Origin of the sequence: Bacillus sp. FSL R12-0074 (assembly GCF_038005725.1) — a bacterium.
Classification (GTDB): Bacteria; Bacillota; Bacilli; order Bacillales; family Bacillaceae_G; genus Bacillus_A; species Bacillus_A mycoides.
In genome coordinates, this window is record NZ_JBBOTR010000001.1 from 3,845,923 (window position 1) to 3,863,511 (window position 17,589).

18 protein-coding genes and 1 other annotated feature are annotated in these 17,589 nt (G+C 36.6%); all 18 genes read right to left on the minus strand.

Annotation, left to right across the window (positions count from 1 at the left end; all coding sequences use genetic code 11):
- Positions 1-88: 88 nt before the first annotated feature.
- The 18 genes from uraA to ftsA all read right to left on the minus strand — a co-directional run bounded on the left by uraA (position 89) and on the right by ftsA (position 17,236).
- Complete coding sequence (gene uraA, locus NSS97_RS19835) at positions 89-1,381, minus strand: uracil permease (RefSeq protein ID WP_002014712.1); 1,293 nt, start codon at positions 1,379-1,381, stop codon at positions 89-91.
- Between the two features lie 146 nt (positions 1,382-1,527).
- Entirely contained in the window at positions 1,528-2,070 is a 543-nt protein-coding gene (gene pyrR / locus NSS97_RS19840) for a bifunctional pyrimidine operon transcriptional regulator/uracil phosphoribosyltransferase (RefSeq protein WP_001156489.1), read from the minus strand.
- A 203-nt stretch (positions 2,071-2,273) separates the two neighbouring features.
- Positions 2,274-3,182, minus strand: a complete 909-nt coding sequence (locus NSS97_RS19845; protein ID WP_002033761.1) for an RluA family pseudouridine synthase — start codon at positions 3,180-3,182, stop codon at positions 2,274-2,276.
- A gap of 4 nt (positions 3,183-3,186) precedes the next feature.
- Positions 3,187-3,645: a lipoprotein signal peptidase LspA gene (gene lspA / locus NSS97_RS19850; protein WP_002128849.1), complete on the minus strand. Its 459-nt coding sequence runs from the start codon at positions 3,643-3,645 to the stop codon at positions 3,187-3,189.
- Between the two features lie 124 nt (positions 3,646-3,769).
- The gene (locus tag NSS97_RS19855) at positions 3,770-4,099 is read right to left on the minus strand and encodes a molecular chaperone DnaK (RefSeq protein ID WP_044442869.1); all 330 of its coding nucleotides are present in this window, start codon (positions 4,097-4,099) and stop codon (positions 3,770-3,772) included.
- Positions 4,100-4,257: 158 nt separating this feature from the next.
- Positions 4,258-7,023: an isoleucine--tRNA ligase gene (ileS2, locus tag NSS97_RS19860; protein ID WP_002066877.1), complete on the minus strand. Its 2,766-nt coding sequence runs from the start codon at positions 7,021-7,023 to the stop codon at positions 4,258-4,260.
- A 72-nt stretch (positions 7,024-7,095) separates the two neighbouring features.
- Positions 7,096-7,320: a binding site (T-box leader), on the minus strand.
- Positions 7,321-7,371: 51 nt separating this feature from the next.
- On the minus strand, positions 7,372-7,878 hold the full coding sequence (gene divIVA / locus NSS97_RS19865; RefSeq protein ID WP_001131609.1) for a septum site-determining protein DivIVA: 507 nt from the start codon (positions 7,876-7,878) through the stop codon (positions 7,372-7,374).
- 89 nt (positions 7,879-7,967) lie between these two features.
- On the minus strand, positions 7,968-8,735 hold the full coding sequence (locus NSS97_RS19870) for a YlmH/Sll1252 family protein (protein ID WP_107886418.1): 768 nt from the start codon (positions 8,733-8,735) through the stop codon (positions 7,968-7,970).
- Positions 8,736-8,750: 15 nt separating this feature from the next.
- The gene (locus NSS97_RS19875) at positions 8,751-9,014 is read right to left on the minus strand and encodes a YggT family protein (protein ID WP_002014720.1); all 264 of its coding nucleotides are present in this window, start codon (positions 9,012-9,014) and stop codon (positions 8,751-8,753) included.
- A 6-nt stretch (positions 9,015-9,020) separates the two neighbouring features.
- Positions 9,021-9,491: a cell division protein SepF gene (locus NSS97_RS19880; RefSeq protein WP_328010498.1), complete on the minus strand. Its 471-nt coding sequence runs from the start codon at positions 9,489-9,491 to the stop codon at positions 9,021-9,023.
- A 19-nt stretch (positions 9,492-9,510) separates the two neighbouring features.
- Positions 9,511-10,185, minus strand: a complete 675-nt coding sequence (locus NSS97_RS19885) for a YggS family pyridoxal phosphate-dependent enzyme (protein WP_002033757.1) — start codon at positions 10,183-10,185, stop codon at positions 9,511-9,513.
- Between the two features lie 5 nt (positions 10,186-10,190).
- Positions 10,191-11,000: a peptidoglycan editing factor PgeF gene (gene pgeF, locus NSS97_RS19890; RefSeq protein ID WP_002128855.1), complete on the minus strand. Its 810-nt coding sequence runs from the start codon at positions 10,998-11,000 to the stop codon at positions 10,191-10,193.
- Positions 11,001-11,117: 117 nt separating this feature from the next.
- Positions 11,118-11,396: a YlmC/YmxH family sporulation protein gene (locus NSS97_RS19895; RefSeq protein WP_012261605.1), complete on the minus strand. Its 279-nt coding sequence runs from the start codon at positions 11,394-11,396 to the stop codon at positions 11,118-11,120.
- Positions 11,397-11,689: 293 nt separating this feature from the next.
- Entirely contained in the window at positions 11,690-12,469 is a 780-nt protein-coding gene (gene sigG / locus NSS97_RS19900) for an RNA polymerase sporulation sigma factor SigG (protein ID WP_002014725.1), read from the minus strand.
- Positions 12,470-12,626: 157 nt separating this feature from the next.
- Positions 12,627-13,346 carry an RNA polymerase sporulation sigma factor SigE gene (gene sigE, locus NSS97_RS19905; protein WP_002128857.1) on the minus strand — a complete coding sequence of 240 codons (720 nt, stop codon included), beginning with the start codon at positions 13,344-13,346 and terminating at the stop codon, positions 12,627-12,629.
- 19 nt (positions 13,347-13,365) lie between these two features.
- Positions 13,366-14,283, minus strand: coding sequence for a sigma-E processing peptidase SpoIIGA (gene spoIIGA / locus NSS97_RS19910; protein WP_002165147.1), 918 nt, complete (start codon positions 14,281-14,283; stop codon positions 13,366-13,368).
- A gap of 457 nt (positions 14,284-14,740) precedes the next feature.
- Positions 14,741-15,895 carry a cell division protein FtsZ gene (gene ftsZ / locus NSS97_RS19915; RefSeq protein ID WP_002014730.1) on the minus strand — a complete coding sequence of 385 codons (1,155 nt, stop codon included), beginning with the start codon at positions 15,893-15,895 and terminating at the stop codon, positions 14,741-14,743.
- A gap of 39 nt (positions 15,896-15,934) precedes the next feature.
- Positions 15,935-17,236: a cell division protein FtsA gene (gene ftsA, locus NSS97_RS19920; protein WP_002014731.1), complete on the minus strand. Its 1,302-nt coding sequence runs from the start codon at positions 17,234-17,236 to the stop codon at positions 15,935-15,937.
- Positions 17,237-17,589 lie beyond the last annotated feature (353 nt).

Genomic DNA, 17,589 nt, shown 5'->3' on the forward strand with positions numbered 1-17,589 from the left:
TGTATAAAAATACCCTAGTCTTTGAGACTAGGGTGCGTTAAAGTAGCCACCCTTTTCTATCTCACAGGACTGAATTAAAAGGTTATTTTTATGAAGCAATCTGCTTAGATTGTTTTGTTTTATTTGTTTGTTTTGTCTCTGGTAGTAGTAGATTTAATAGTACACCTACAATTGCTGCTAGCGCCATTCCTTCTACTTGGAACGATTCACCTACGTGCAGTACCGCTCCGCCAATACCGATTACTAGTATAACTGATGCAATCATTAAGTTTCGTTTGTCACCTAAGTCTGTTTTATCGTCTACCATCATACGTAAACCACTTGATGCGATTACACCGAAGAGTAAGATTGATACACCACCCATAACTGGTGTTGGAATCGAATGAATCAGTGCTGAAATCTTCCCGATAAATCCAAACATGATTGCGAACACTGCTGAACCGATGAATAAGTATACACTGTATGCTCTCGTAATTGCTAGCACACCGATGTTTTCACCGTACGTTGTATTCGGTGGTCCTCCTATTAGTGATGCGATCAATGTTGCTATCCCATCACCGAAGATTGAACGATGTAAACCTGGTTTTTCAATTAAATCTCTTTTAATAACATTTCCAAGTACAATTTGATGTCCGATATGTTCTGAAATTGTTACAAGTGCAACTGGCACCATTAAGAGTACAATTTTCCATGAAAACTCCGGAGTATATGTTACAAACGGTACTGTGAAGTCTGGTATGACAAACCATTTTGCCTCAGCTACTGGCTTTAAATCTACTAGCCCTTGGAAGTAAGCGAATATATACCCGCCGATGATTCCAAGTAGCACTGGTATGATACTGAAAAATCCTCTCCCGAATATGGAGCAAATGATTGTAATTGCTAATGTTACTAATGCTACTGAAAAGTGTGTAATGCTATACTTACCATCCGCACCGTTCATCGCCATGTTCACTGCTGTATGTGCTAAAGATAAACCGATTACCATTACGACTGGCCCAACTACGATTGGCGGAAGTAATTTCATAATCCATTCTGACCCAGATTTCTTAATTCCGAGTGAGATTAAGATGTAAACAAGTCCCGCAAGCATTCCTCCAAGCATCGCTGCTCCAGGTCCACCTGCTGTTTTTGCTGTAATAATTGGTGCAATAAAGGCGAATGATGATCCTAAATATGCTGGTACTTGACCTTTCGTTATTAGAAGAAACGCTAGCGTTCCTAATCCACTTGATATTAAAGCTACTGATGGATTCAGTCCTGTTAAAAACGGAACAAGCACTGTTGATCCAAACATCGCGAACAAATGTTGTATACTTAATAATAACCATTTTCCCGGTTTCGGTACTTCATGAATGTCTAACACTGGCTTTTGCTCCATTGTTACATCCTCCTTCAGTTTTGATTTTTGCAATAAAAAAACTCTTTGTGCCTGTGCACAAAGAGTCCTACACTTTCGTATGCCAAATTTGACATATGAAAGCCAAGACCCTTTGGCAGCCTCACAGGACTACATTTAAAAGGGCTTTACTTATCGTATATGCTTACTCGATCTTGTTGATCTGTCTCTTGCAAATCAACTTCGATACGCTCTTCACTAGATGTTGGAATGTTCTTTCCTACATAATCAGCGCGAATTGGTAATTCACGATGACCTCTATCAACAAGAACAGCTAATTGGATTTGTGATGGTCTACCTAAATCCATAAGAGCATCCATTGCTGCTCGAACTGTTCTTCCTGTATATAACACATCATCCACAAGGATAACTTTTTTCTTCGTAATATCTACAGGAATATCAGAACCTTTTACAAGTGGTTCTTTATGTTTCGATTGTAGTGTTAAATCATCACGATACAACGTAATATCTAACTCTCCTACTTCCATCTCTTTTCCTTCAATTTGACCAATTCGTTCTGCCAAACGTTGTGCAATAAAAATTCCACGTGTTTTTATTCCGACAAGAACACAATTATCGACACCTTTATTTCGTTCCACGATTTCATGACTAATTCGTGTTAAAGCGCGGCGAATCATTTGGTCATCTAAAACGACAGCTTTCTCTTGCATGCTCTACACCTCCAAGTTTTTTTCTTGCGTGAGAGTAATGGTATAAAAAAAGTCCTCTCAGCGTGTGCGAGAGGACTTTTGAAAAAAGGGTACAACATACCCTAAGTATTTCAAACCGTTACCTTCTCAACCTCACGGGGCTGTGTTAAAGGATCATTATTTAACTGTTGTCAGTATCTCAGTTTTCTTATGATTTGTCAATACTATTTCCGTAAAATATTTAGCGCTTCTTCAAACACTTCTGGAATCGGTGCCTCAAACTCAATATATTCACCAGTACGAGGGTGATCGAAACCTAAAATCCCTGCATGAAGTGCTTGTCCATTCATATCTAATGTTTTCTTCGGACCATACTTTGGATCCCCTGCAAGTGGATAACCAATATATTTCATATGAACACGAATTTGGTGTGTACGTCCCGTTTCTAAGCGGCATTCTACAAGTGTGAAATCCTTAAATCGCTCTAACACTTGGAAATGTGTAACTGCATTCTTACCATTTTCATCAACAGTCATACTTTGACGTTCTTTTTTATCACGACCAATTGGAGCGTCAATTATTCCTTTATCATGTGGAATTACACCATGTACAATCGCTTTATAACGTCTTGTTACCGTTTTTGCTACAAGTTGATTTACAAGTGATTCATGCGCCATATCATTTTTAGCAACCATTAATAATCCAGATGTATCCTTATCAATACGGTGTACTATACCAGGACGCATTACACCGTTAATACCTGATAGGTCTGTACAATGATGCATAAGTCCGTTTACAAGCGTACCCTTCGTATGCCCTGGTGCTGGATGTACTACCATGCCACGCGGCTTATTTACAACTAGTACATCGGCATCTTCATAATAAACTTCTAAATTCATATCTTCCGGTTGAATATCTAACTCTTCTGGCTCGGGAATTGTTACTGTAATTTCATCATTTCCTTTTACTTTATAATTCCCTTTAACTGATTTTCCATTTACTGTAACAACAGCATCTTTAATCCATTGCTGCACTTGTGAACGTGACCATTCACTGTTTATTTCTGCAACGAATTTATCAATTCGCTCGCTTTTTTGTTCTTCTGCAACTGTTACTTGTACTACTTCACTCATTCAATTACTCCTTCGCTTTCTTTCCTTCTAATACTGTTTGAATAATAATTAATACAACTCCAATACATAATGCTGAGTCAGCTATATTGAATACCGGATAGTTGTACGAGAAAATATACACGTGAATGAAATCCACTACTTCTTGTCTAAATACACGATCAATAAAATTGCCAATTGCTCCGCCTAAAATTAGACCTAATGAAATACCTAGAAGCTTGTCCGTTTTCGCATATTTTTTCATATAAAATACGATAAATGCTACGAAAATGACTGTAATAATGTAGAAAAACCACATTTTATTTTCTAAAATACCCCAGGCAGCTCCTCTATTTCGATGAGATGTTATGTATAATACATTATCGATAATCGGAATGCTCGTACCCAATTCCATGTTCTTTACAATTAGCCACTTCGATATTTGATCGATGGCAATGACAAATAACGCTATTACATAATATATCATTTTCATTTCCCCCACAAAGACAGTGTACCTCAAAATTTTAGCATAGCTGCTACCTTTTCACAATGAACCTTTGTAGAAGAATAAAATAAATTAAAAAAAGGTAACATAATATCGTTGTGCGTATTCATACATTTACCTTTTCACAGAAAAATTCATGAATAGTACGAGCAGTCGGCATTGTTTTCATTTGTTTTGTAGAAATCGCTCTTCCAGTTTCTTCACAAATACCGTACATATCTATTTCCATTTTAAATAATGCACGTTCTACATCTTTTAAATCCTCTTTTATATCATGTAATAGCAATTTTTTCTTTGTCTCTTCCTTTATTTCGTATCCAAGTTCTTGCCCAAATTCCATATAGTATGTGTGCATTACTTCTTTCGCCAATCTATCTTGCAACTCTTTTCTCATCAATTGCAATTCTTCTTTTATTTCCATATAAATTTCATTCACGTGTACATTCCTCCCAGCTGCAATGTACAATTAGTGTGTCCGAAATTTCCACGCTTACCTCACACACATTTTTCCTTCATAGGAAAGAGAGTGAAAGTTATTTCGATATATCATCAACAAAAAACTGACTGCTATTATGAGCAGTCAGCTTTTTTTCATTATTTTACATAATTTTCTTTAACAACCGTTGCACAACGCTCACATAATGTTTCATGCTCTGCATCTTTACCAATTGTTTCTGAAACAACCCAACAACGTTCACACGTCTCACCTGTCGCCTGTGCTACAACTACAGCTGTATGCTCATACTTTGGTGCTTCTGTTGGCGCTTCTTCAATTGTACCACCAAGTTTATACTCAGAGACGATGAATAATTGCTTTAAGTCTTCGCTAATAGACTCTAACATAGCCTTCATTTCTGCAGTCGGATATAGCGTAATGCTCGCATTTAATGACTTACCAATTACTTTCTCATTACGAGCTACTTCTAACGCTTTTAAAACGTCATCACGTAATGTCATAAATGCATCCCATTTTGCTCTTAACGCTTCTGAACCCTCTACTTCTGTAGCTTCTGGCATATTAGTTAACTGTACGCTTTCTTCTTCTGCACCAGGAACATATGGCCATACTTCATCAGCTGTATGAGGTAAGATTGGCGTTACAAGTTTCGTTAATGCAACAAGAACATCATATAATACAGTTTGAATTGCACGACGATCCGCGTGATCTGCACCTTCAATGTATAAAATGTCTTTTGCAAAGTCTAAGTAGAATGAACTTAGATCAATTGTACAGAAGTTGTGAATTGCATGATATACAGCAGCAAAGTCATATGTTTCATATGCATCTTTTACTTTTGTAATTAAGTCATTTAACTTCACTAACATGTAACGATCTACTTCACGAAGTTCAGCTACCGCTACTGTATTTTCACTTGGATTAAAATCATCTAAGTTTCCTAATAAGAAACGGAATGTGTTACGGATTTTACGATACACTTCTGCTACTTGTTTTAAAATATCATCTGAAATACGTACATCAGATTGATAGTCAACAGAAGATACCCATAAGCGTAAAATGTCTCCGCCTAATTGATCCATAATTTTCTTCGGTACGACGATGTTTCCAATCGACTTACTCATTTTACGTCCGTCACCATCTAGTACGAAACCATGGCTTAGTACGCCTTTATACGGAGCTTTACCAGTTACAGCAACTGCTGTTGATAATGAAGAGTTAAACCAACCACGATACTGGTCAGATCCTTCTAAATATAAATCAGCTGGACGTTGTAAGTCTTCGCGCTCTTCTAATACCGCTTGGTGAGAAGAACCTGAATCGAACCATACATCCATGATGTCTGTTTCTTTACGGAATTCACCATTTGGGCTACCTGTATGTGTAAATCCTTCTGGTAATAAATCTTTCGCTTCACGCTCGAACCATACGTTAGAACCGTGCTCACGGAATAAATCTGCTACATGATTAATTGTTTCATCTGTAATAATTGGATCACCATTTTCTGCATAGAATACAGGAATTGGCACACCCCATGCACGCTGACGAGAAATACACCAGTCACCACGATCACGAACCATATTATGAAGACGAGTTTCTCCCCATGCTGGTACCCATTTTGTTTCCGCAACAGCTTCTAATAATTCTTTACGGAACGCTTCAATAGATGCAAACCACTGCGCTGTCGCACGGAAAATAATTGGTTTTTTCGTTCTCCAATCATGTGGGTATGAATGCGTAATGAATGTTAGTTTCAGTAACGCGCCTACTTCTTCTAATTTTTCCGTAATTGGCTTGTTAGCTTTATCATAGAATAAGCCTTCAAATCCAGGTGCTTCATTTGTTAATACACCTTTATCATCAACTGGGCAAAGTACTTCTAAGCCATACTTTTTACCAACAACGAAGTCATCTTCCCCGTGTCCTGGTGCTGTATGAACACAACCTGTACCTGCATCTGTTGTTACGTGCTCTCCTAGCATAACTAATGAGTCACGATCGTAGAATGGATGTTTTGCAACTGTATACTCAAGTTCGCTACCTTTTACCGTTTTCACAACTTCAGCATTTTCCCACTCTAACGTTTTTGCAACTGTCTCAAATAGTTCAGAAGCGATGATATATTTCTCATCATTTACTTTCACAATAGCATATTCAAGTTCTGGGTGAACAGAAATACCTAAGTTTGCAGGTAACGTCCAAGGCGTTGTTGTCCAAATAATGTATTTCTCATCACCTTCTAATACGTTCTTTCCATCTTTTACAGGGAATGCTACGTAAATAGATGCTGATTTTTTATCTTGATATTCAATTTCAGCTTCTGCTAAAGCTGATTCACTTGTTGGAGACCAGTAAACTGGTTTTTGTCCTTTATAGATATAACCTTTTTTCGCCATGTCACCAAACACTTTAATTTGTTGTGCTTCATAAGCTGGCTCTAAAGTAATATATGGATTATCCCAATCTGCACGTACACCTAAACGCTTAAATTGTTCACGTTGACGTTCCACTTGCTCATATGCATACTCTGCACATAACTTACGGAACTCAGCAACTGTCATTTCTTTACGCTTTACACCTTTATTTGTTAAAGCTTGCTCAATTGGTAAACCGTGTGTATCCCAACCTGGTACATATGGTGCACAGTATCCAGTCATTGATTTAAAACGAACAATAAAGTCTTTTAACACTTTATTTAGTGCGTGTCCCATATGGATGTCACCATTTGCATATGGAGGTCCATCATGTAGTACAAATAAAGGACGGCCTTTCGTATGTTCTTGTACCTTTTCATAAATATTCATTTCAGCCCATTTTTCTTGCATTGCAGGCTCACGTTTCGGTAAATTCCCACGCATCGGGAATTCTGTTTTTGGCATTAGTAATGTATTTTTGTACTCCATGCTCAATTCCTCCTTAAATATATAAACGACAGACCTTAAAAAAGGGAATAAAAAAGAGACCTCTCATCCCCAAAAAGGGACGAGAAAGTCTCCCGCGGTACCACCCTAGTAGACCATATACAAATGCATAAGGTCCTCTTTATATTCTTAACGCGAATATACGCCTACGCTTACTAAATTTGTTCAGCGCGGAACTCCAGGGTGATATTCCCATTATCTCCTTATCCTGAGCTTACACCATCCTCAGTTCGCTATATAAGGTATGAAAAAGGTACTTATCCCTATCTTCGTTTTTCTTAATAAATATGCTGTTTAAAATTATATGTAATAATGAGAAAAACGTCAAGCTTACACTGTTTCTTCTTTTTTCAACAGTTCGTCCACTTCGTCTTCTAATTCAATTAGTTTATCCCAATCATCGTTGTTTAACATTTCAAGTTGTGTTTCTAATAACATACGGAAACGAGTTCGGAATACTTTCGCTTGTTTCTTCAACTCTTCAATATCAAAAGCAACTTTTCTTGATTTCACTAACGCTTCATTAATGATACGATCTGCATTTTTTTCTGCTTCACGTACAATTAATTTTGCTTCTTTTTGTGCATTACGCTTCACTTCTTCAGCAGCTTCTTGTGCGACAATGATAGATTTGTTCAGCGTATCTTCAATATTAGAAAAATGATCTAACTTTCCTTCTAATTGTGCAACCTTTTCTTCTAAAGCTTTTTTCTCACGAATGACTAATTCATAATCTTTGATGATTTGATCAAGAAACTCATTTACTTGATCTTCATCGTAGCCACGAAACCCGCGACCAAATTCTTTGTTATGAATATCTAATGGTGTTAACGGCACAACGCCACCTCCAAGTAGTTATCTAAATTTCCTCTTTCAACTATATCTTTTCTTCGACAAAATAAGAGAATTTCCTTCTAAAAAACCAATCATTTTAGTATACCATACAAAACTCTCCATTTGTCGCGCTTCGTTTTACCTTCTACAGAAAATAATTTACTTCGTCCATACCCTCTAACCGAGAAAACATCCCCCGGAAAACATTCATACGAAGTTTGCTCTACTGTTTTCCAATTGACTTTTACTAAGCCACCTTTTATAAGAGGCTGTACCTTCTGCCTAGATATATGTAGCATTTCAGCTAATAAAACATCTAGACGAAGTGACGAAACAGTCCCAGATTTTTCTCCCCATTTTTCACCTACACGCAAAATTTTCTCTACTTGTATAGGAGAGAGTGTGACTTTCATTTTCCCTACTGATTGTAAGTTCATTTCAATATACGATACAACTTCTTTGGCAACTGCAATTTGGGCACGGTCTTCTTGAAGCAAAATATCACCACATTTTTCCCTTGTTAAACCAAGCGACATGAATGCACCTAATATTTGCCTATGTTCTAGCGTAAAAAACTTGGAAGGATAGTCAATTTCTAATACTTCTACTTGAAATTCCTCTTCATTTAATTCTAGATAATCTGGATAAATTAGTGCTCTTTTCCGTTCGGCTTCAGGCATCGCACCATCAAACCGTACAGCTACATCTCCTTGCCCTATTACCATAGAAACAATTTGTTGCTGTCTTGGATCAAGAAAATCTGTTAACTTGACTTGATGGTACTCAGCAGCCTGTTTCCACTCTAATACTTTATCCACAAAGACCTCTTCATCAGGTCTAAAATGCTCATAGATGCTCATGTATTTAACCTCACACTATAAAAAATAGTTGAATAAACTCACTAAACCACCTCTAGCAAGTTTCAAGGCAACAATAGCAACAAGTGGAGAAATATCAATCATACCAAATGGTGGAATAAACCTCCTAAACGGCTCTAAATACGGTTCGCAAATACGCGCAAGAAAATCTCCAAAAGCTGATTCCTTTGCGCCAGGAAACCATGATAGGAGAATGTAAATAATTAGTGCCCACGAGTAAATCTCGATAGCAGTAAGTAACACTGTTAAAACTGTTGTCATGGCGTATTACCACCTCTTTATATTTGTCTCTTCTTCTTCACCGAATAACTCTGAAATCGCACCAACGATATCAACATTTTCAGGTGTACACATAAATGTTTTCGGGCCTATTTTTTGAATATCCCCGCCTAAAGCGTATACAGTACCACTTAAAAAGTCAACGATACGTACAGCTTGATCTGTAGACATTCTTTGCAAATTAATTACAACAGCTCGTCTACCTTTTAAGTGATCCGAAATGCCTTGCGCTTCCGAATATGTACGTGGTTCTAGTAAAACAACTTTTGAAGATTGCTTCGCTGTTTCAATACTCACTACATTTTGCTTCGGTTGCACTTTCGCAAACGGAACATCTTGTTGTTCTGGGGGATCTTGTTGCTTTTTCATGTCTGTTTGCTCCTTTTCATAACTATATTGAGCTGCTTCTTTTTCTTCCGGTGTGTCAAAAAAGAAGTATTTTACTTTTGACCAACTCATAATAACTTTCTCCTTCCTCCTACGCTTTTCCTACTAAAACCGTTCCCAAACGAATATATGTAGCGCCTTCCTCAATTGCAATCGTGTAATCATTTGACATTCCCATTGATAATTCTTTACATGGTGCATGTAATAATTCTAGCTCCTGCACCTCTGTTTGTAGCATGCGCAATTCCTTAAAGCAGCGACGAATCTCTTCCTCTTCTCCTGTAAACGGAGCCATTGTCATTAATCCTACCACTTCAATCTTATCCAATTCTTGCAAACTTTGAATAAAAGAAATTGTTTCTTCTATCGCCAATCCTTGCTTTGATTCTTCAGATGATGTTTTCACTTGAATAAAGCATTTAACTTTCTTATCAGCACGTTTTTGAATTTCTTTTGCAAGCGAAAGACGATCTAATGAATGTAAGTAATCAATCTCATTAATGATTTCTTTTACTTTTCTCGTTTGCAATGATCCAATAAAATGCCAATTCACTTTTGAACCGAAATGCTCGTATTTTTGTAAGAAACCTTCATTTCTATTTTCACCTAAATCAATAATTCCTGTTTCAATTACTTCGCTTGTTTTTTCAATCCCTACAGTTTTTGTAACTGCAACGAGCTTAATATCTTTCATCGAACGTCCAGCTCGTACACAAGATTCTTTAATTACTTCGTTTACATCTGCTAAATTCCCTTGCACTGTCACTTACTTCACTCCTCCTTAAAACCTATGAAACTCAACATTCTCCCCGTCTTACCTTGATCACGACGATGAGAGAAAAATAATTGTTCTTCACAGCTTGTACAAAGAGATGACATTACAATATGTTCTTCTTTTATGCCTGCTTGTACACATAATATACGATTAACTTCTTTTAAATTAATTGCATACTGACCATCAGAAATTACTTTATGAGGAACAGATCCGTTTACTACTTGCTGTGCTGCTGTTAATACACGATCATCAACAACATAACAACATGATCCGATTGCAGGACCAATTGCGACATGAATTTCATCACTTGAAACACCTTCTGCATTCCACTTTTGAATCATTTCTTTCGCAATCTCTGTTACAGTCCCTTTCCACCCAGCATGCGCAAGTCCTATCATATCATGTGATGGTGCATAAAAATAGAGCGGAACACAATCAGCGTAACAAGATGTTAAGAGAACATCTTTGTTAGTCGTATAAATGCCATCCGTTTTTGGAATACCGTCTTCATATGAATAAACGCCTTTCCCTTTTTCTTGCAGTCCTACTTTCTCAACATGATGGTCATGAACTTGTTCAGAGCAAATCCATTTTTCTAATGGTTTTTGTAACTTATTCGCTAAAATGCGTCTGTTTTCATGAACATTCTCCACGATATCATTCACATGTAATCCTAAATTCATCGCATGAAAGGAGCCTGTACTTACTCCACCATCTTTTGTCGTAAATCCAACAGTAATGTTTCCAAGTTCTTTCCACGCTTGTAAATACAGTATACCGTCCGCATATTTAAATGGTTCTCTCATAAAGCGACTCCTTTTAATTAAAATAACAGAAAAAAGTATGGTACTTCCTGTCTATTTTACCATACTTTTATTTTTTCATAATGACAACAGAAAAAAAAGAGGAATTTGTAATATTCTTTATGAAATTGTCGGTGTTTGTATTGATTCTGTTACAGAATTAACATGATCTACTTTTACAAGTATGACATCTTCTCCAATTTTCATAATTTGCTCCCAAGGAATCACAAATTCTACTTCCTTCCCAAAGAGTCCAAGCATTCGTGCCTGCTTAGAAATAATAACCGCCCTAATCTTTCCTGTGTCTATATCAATATCAATATCTCCAATATTCCCAAGCCTCTTTCCATCTGAAACATTTACAACATCCTTCATTTGAAACTCCGAAATCCGTATCATATTCATCCTCTCCCTTATATCATGAATCGTAAGTACGCTCTCAAATAAAGTGAAACCTTAATCAGTGGGATTATCCCCATCCCTACTGATTATTAACCCATGCCAATCGGACTTTTACGGGCAGTCCCGCTTCCATCTAACTTTTTACTTCAGCCTAATTTCGAAGCGGATAAACAGTATATAACCGCTACTAATAGAACACCCATTTTATTTTCATTATATGAACCTACCCAATCTACTATGAGCGCAAAATATTATATATAAAAAAGACCTCACCATAACTGGTGAGGTCCTTATCCTTGAATCGTCTTATTCATTTGCTTAATAGCAGACTTCTCCAAACGTGATACTTGCGCTTGAGAAATCCCAATTTCTTCGGCAACTTCCATCTGTGTCTTTCCTTGAAAGAAACGTTTTCGAATAATCATTTTTTCACGATCATTTAAACGCTTCATTCCTTCTTTCAACGCCAGTTCTTCAACCCACTGCTCGTCCTTTTGTTTTTCATCCTTTAATTGATCCATAACAAAGATAGGATCTCCTCCATCGTTATAAATCGGTTCAAATAATGAAACCGGATCTTGAATCGCATCTAGTGCAAAAACAATCTCTTCATGTGTCACTTCAAGAACTTTCGCAATATCCATTGCTGTTGGTTCTTTTGAATTTTCAGCAATCAATTTTTCTCTTACTTGCAACGCTTTATACGCAATATCTCGTAATGAGCGAGATACACGAATTGGATTGTTATCACGCAAATATCTGCGTATTTCTCCAATAATCATCGGCACAGCATACGTTGAAAACTTTACATTTTGGCCTAAATCAAAGTTATCAATGGATTTCATAAGTCCAATGCAACCAACTTGAAATAAATCATCAACATATTCTCCTCTGTTATTAAATCTTTGGATGACGCTCAGTACAAGACGTAAGTTTCCATTCACTAATTTCTCTCTGGCGCTTATCTCTCCACTTTGCATTTCACGAAATAATTTACGCATCTCTTCATTTTTTAGTACTGGAAGTTTAGCTGTATCAACACCGCAAATTTCTACTTTGTTTCTCGTCAAAGTGTTCCCTCCTATCGGGAGTTGCTGTACAGTGTAAAGTATTTCCTTTGAAGGGGATTTTATGCATACGGTTTTTCTATCATTTTTCACAAATATCATATTTCCTAATGCAAAAAAAAAGAATAAGACCAGTCTAGATACCGACTGGTCTTATTCTTCACACCATTTTATTAAATTCTTTTCGTAATCTTTTTATAATTCTTTTTTCCAAACGAGAAATATAAGACTGTGAAATTCCAAGCATATCAGCCACATCTTTTTGTGTCTTCTCTTCGCCACCAGCGAGTCCAAACCGAAGCTCCATAATTTGTTTTTCACGGTCATTTAATTGATGCAATGCTTTCATTAAAAGATGACGATCTACAGTAGCTTCTAAATCTTTTGTAATAATGTCATCATCTGTACCTAAAACATCTGATAATAACAGTTCATTTCCGTCCCAATCAATGTTAAGCGGTTCATCAAAAGAAACTTCCGAACGATTTTTATTATTTCGACGCAAATGCATTAAAATTTCATTTTCTATACAACGAGATGCATATGTTGCTAATTTAATTTTCTTTTCTGGATTAAATGTATTCACTGCCTTAATAAGACCAATTGTTCCTATACTAATCAAATCCTCAATATTGATCCCTGTATTTTCAAATTTTCTTGCTATATATACAACAAGCCTTAGGTTACGTTCAATAAGCATCGACCTCGCAGCTTGATCTCCATTTGGTAATTTATTCAAAAGAACTGCCTCTTCTTCTTTCGTTAACGGCGGTGGCAATGCTTCACTTCCACCAATATAATAAATTTCATCGGTCTTAATTCCTAATTTCAGCAATACTTTATACCAAAGGTATACCAAATAAAATTTAAATTTCACCATATTATCCCGCCTCTCATAATTAAGCAATTACCATCTTTTGCGAAATCAACATTTTCGGATGTACAATGCATTGATACTCTCCATTAGTAGATAATTGTTGTGTATTTAATCCAATCAGTACTTTGTTTACAACAACCGAACTACCTTCATGATAAACTCGCACACAATCTGGCTTAATTGCCCATAAAAATTGATTCTCTACTCCTACTGCTCGGAAAGGAATTAAACGTAGTTTCGTCGCCCATCCAGAATCATTTTCTGGTATTTGAGGAATTTCTGTTTTGGAATAAATTTGTTCTGTTAACCAAGCTGGCAAACAATGTTCTAATGATGAAATATGCATAATCATAACGGGTGTTTTCGTTAACGGGTCATAAAGTTGGTTCCCACTATCAATTAGACCTGCTAATTCTAGTTCCTCTCCAGCTAATTGAATTTCCACTTTCACGATTTGATCATAGTGTATCTTTGTGACCTCTACGCTTTCTATACGCTTTTTAGAAAAATAATAAATTACTGGAAAACCAAAAATAACAAATACCCAACTAATTGGATCACCGTAAGAAACTGATTTAGATTGAACTAATCCATTTACCATTTCGTTCGTTTGCAAAAAGTAATGCGTTCCAATTAATCCTCCACCAACCATAAAGGTTACAAAATAGAAAGTAAAAACAGTTTGTGTATAATTTCTAAATGTCGAAAACCCAAATGCTGTATACACAATAAGTAACGAGTACAATAGTTTCATAATTGGATGTGTCATCATAGAAGCAAAAGGCGTAAAGGCGAAAATAACAATAGTTGAACCTATAAATGCCCCTAACACAAGCCTCCATCTTTTGATTCTCTTTTTTAACACGGTGGCTGTTAATAAAAGTAAAAGAAAATCAATGCAGGCGTTTAACAACCAAACGATGTCGGCGTAAACAACCAAACAATTCACCTCTTTTTTTAAGTTGAGACTAGTATAATGCATATCCAATAGGAAAGTGTGTCAATTGGTGGAGGGATTTTTTTGTTATTTTGTGATTTCTAGACATAATCTGTCGGTAAAAAATAAAAGTGTATTTTTCATAGAATAATATAAATTTTTTACTTGTATACATAATAATTGAATTATATATATACAAAGTTTATCTTGCTATTTGCTGGCAGTAAGACCCTGCCTCAAAATTCAGCTATAAAAAAGTACAGAAGTTAAGTGGGAGTCGGGCTAACAATCATTTTTGGATGAACACCCCCGACTAATTAAAGTTTCAATTTATTTATCACAGCTTATGGTTTAAAAATAGGACTGGGCTCTCCATATGCAAAATAATAAAAAAAGATCTGCTTAGCAAATCTTTTCCATTTAGACAACAAAAAAAAGGAGCATGAAAGCTCCTTTTCTTTTATCGTCTACGACGGTTACGTAAGAATGCTGGAATATCGATGTCATCTGAATCAGTATGACGATCATGCACAACCGGCTCTTCACGTTTCATTTCACGCTTAACCTCACGTTGTTTTGAAGGTTGAGCTACTGGTTGTTGTTGCTGTTGCGTGTGATTCGCAGTCGGACGGATAATTGGTTTTGGTGGTTGTGTCGAAGCACTATCATCAAAACCAGTTGCAATTACAGTGACAACGATATCATCTTTTAATCCTTCATTAATAACAGAACCGAAGATCATATTTACTTCTGGATCCGAAGCCGAAGCTACAATGTCTGCTGCTTCTTGTACTTCATATAAACTTAAGTTTGCGCCGCCCGTAATGTTCATAATAACACCTTGAGCTCCATCAATAGATGTTTCTAGTAATGGACTAGAAATCGCTTTTTTCGCAGCTTCAGCAGCACGATTTTCACCATTACCAGAACCGATACCCATTAAAGCAGAACCTCTATTAGACATAATTGTTTTTACGTCTGCAAAGTCTAAGTTAATTAGACCTGGTGTAGCAATTAAATCAGAAATACCTTGAACACCTTGACGTAATACGTTATCTGCTTCACGGAACGCTTCTAACATTGGCGTATTTTTATCAACAATCTCTAATAAGCGATCATTTGGAATTACGATAAGTGTATCTACATTTTCTTTAAATGACGCAATACCAGATGCAGCTTGAGTTGCACGTTTACGCCCTTCAAATGTAAATGGACGTGTTACAACACCAACTGTTAACGCGCCTAGTTCTTTTGCAACTTGAGCAACAACTGGAGCTGCACCAGTTCCAGTTCCGCCGCCCATACCAGCAGTTACGAAGACCATATCCGCGCCACGAAGCGCTTCTTGAATCTGTTCTTTACTTTCTTCTGCAGCTTTTTTCCCTACTTCAGGGTTTGCGCCTGCACCAAGTCCACGCGTTAATTTTCCACCAATTTGCATTTTCGTTTCAGCTTTTGATAGATTTAATGCTTGTGCATCAGTATTCACAGCGATAAAGTCTACACCTTGTACACCGTGTTCAATCATACGGTTTACAGCATTGTTTCCGCCACCGCCGACACCGATAACTTTTATATTCGCTAATTGATCTTGAGTAGTATCAAACTCTAACATGTCGAAATCCCCCTAGAACCTCATTTTTCGTGTCCAATTTTAATCCCATAAATAACGGAATGCACGTTTTACTTTTGACATCATGCGGTCATCATTTTGATTAGTATTGTTTTGATTACGAGTTTTTTGTTTCGCAGGTTGCTGTTGTACCGGCATTGGTGCTGGTACTGGTTCAAAATGTTCTTGCTTTTCCTGCACATTTTTCCCACGTAATTTAGCTTTTTGATAAGAATGTTTAATTAATCCAACTCCACTTGTATATTGAGGCTCACGAACACCAATATAATCAGGAGTTGCTATACGAACATTTTCATGTAAAATATCGTATGCAAGATCAAGAACACCTGGCATAGAAGCTATCCCACCAGTTAGTACATATCCAGAAGCAGCTTGCTTTACTCCTAACTTATGCACTTCATCTTGAACAAACATTAAAATTTCCTCTACACGAGCCTCTATTATATCCGATAATTCCAACTGAGAATATTGTTCTGTTTGATCGCTTCCCATAATAGGAACCGTAAACATCTCTTCTTCAGATGCTGTATCATAAAAAGCATGTCCATATTTCAGCTTAATTTGATCTGCATTTTCTGTTGAAGTTTTCAGCCCAATCGCTATATCCTTCGTTATATGATCTCCACCTAATGGCAATACGCTCGTTGCTTGCAACTCTCCATCTTTAAAAATAGATAAGGTTGTAGATCCTCCGCCCATATCAACAAGGGCTACCCCTCTATTTCTTTCATCCGAAGATAACGCAACTGTCGCTGCCGCTAAAGGTTGCAGACAAATATCAACAATTTCAAGACCTGCTTTTTCTACACAACGAAGTAGGTTATGTAGTAAAGTTCTCGAGCCTGTAATAAGTGTACCTTCCATTTCTAATCTTACACCGATCATCCCGCGTGGATCGTTAATCTCGTCAAGACCGTCTACAATGAACTGTCGAGGTACCACATCAATAAATTCACGTTCAGGAGCAATTGACACAACTTGCGCTGCATCTAGAACGCGTAAGACATCTTCATTCCCGATTTCACGATCTTCATTTGAAACAGCGACTACTCCGTGACACGGGAGCAACTGTACCTGGTTTGCATTGACACCTACTACAACTTGCTCAATGTGGATACCCACCATGCGCTCAGCTTGTTCAATTGCTTTTTTAATTGATCGAACAGTTTCATCTATATCAACTATCGATCCCTTTTTCAACCCATTTGATTTTACGTTTCCAACACCAATAATGTTTAAGCTATCATTAACCATTTCACCAATGATGACTTTAACATTGGATGTACCGATGTCAAGACTAACATATATTTCATTGCTGTTCATTCTTTGGCACCTCCTTCTTTATTTATACCATACAACTCAATATATGGAACAACAATCGCAACTTTACTATTTATAAGAAAAATATTCAACGTCTTTGTACGTTTCCCTTTTTTAACCCTATATTTTTCTTATTTTTATTTAACATTCATTTAAGAATATCGCAGTAACCTGTGAATAACTGCTCTATCTTGAAATAATTATATTTCAAGTGTAAAGATTACCGCCAAGTATAAGTCTACACTAAGATGTACTTGTAGAAAAGTGAAACTTGTACCAATCCTAGTATGAATCTAAGAAAATTTACATTTTTTTCATCAAATTAAGCATTCTTGCAAATTAGCATCCATATAAAA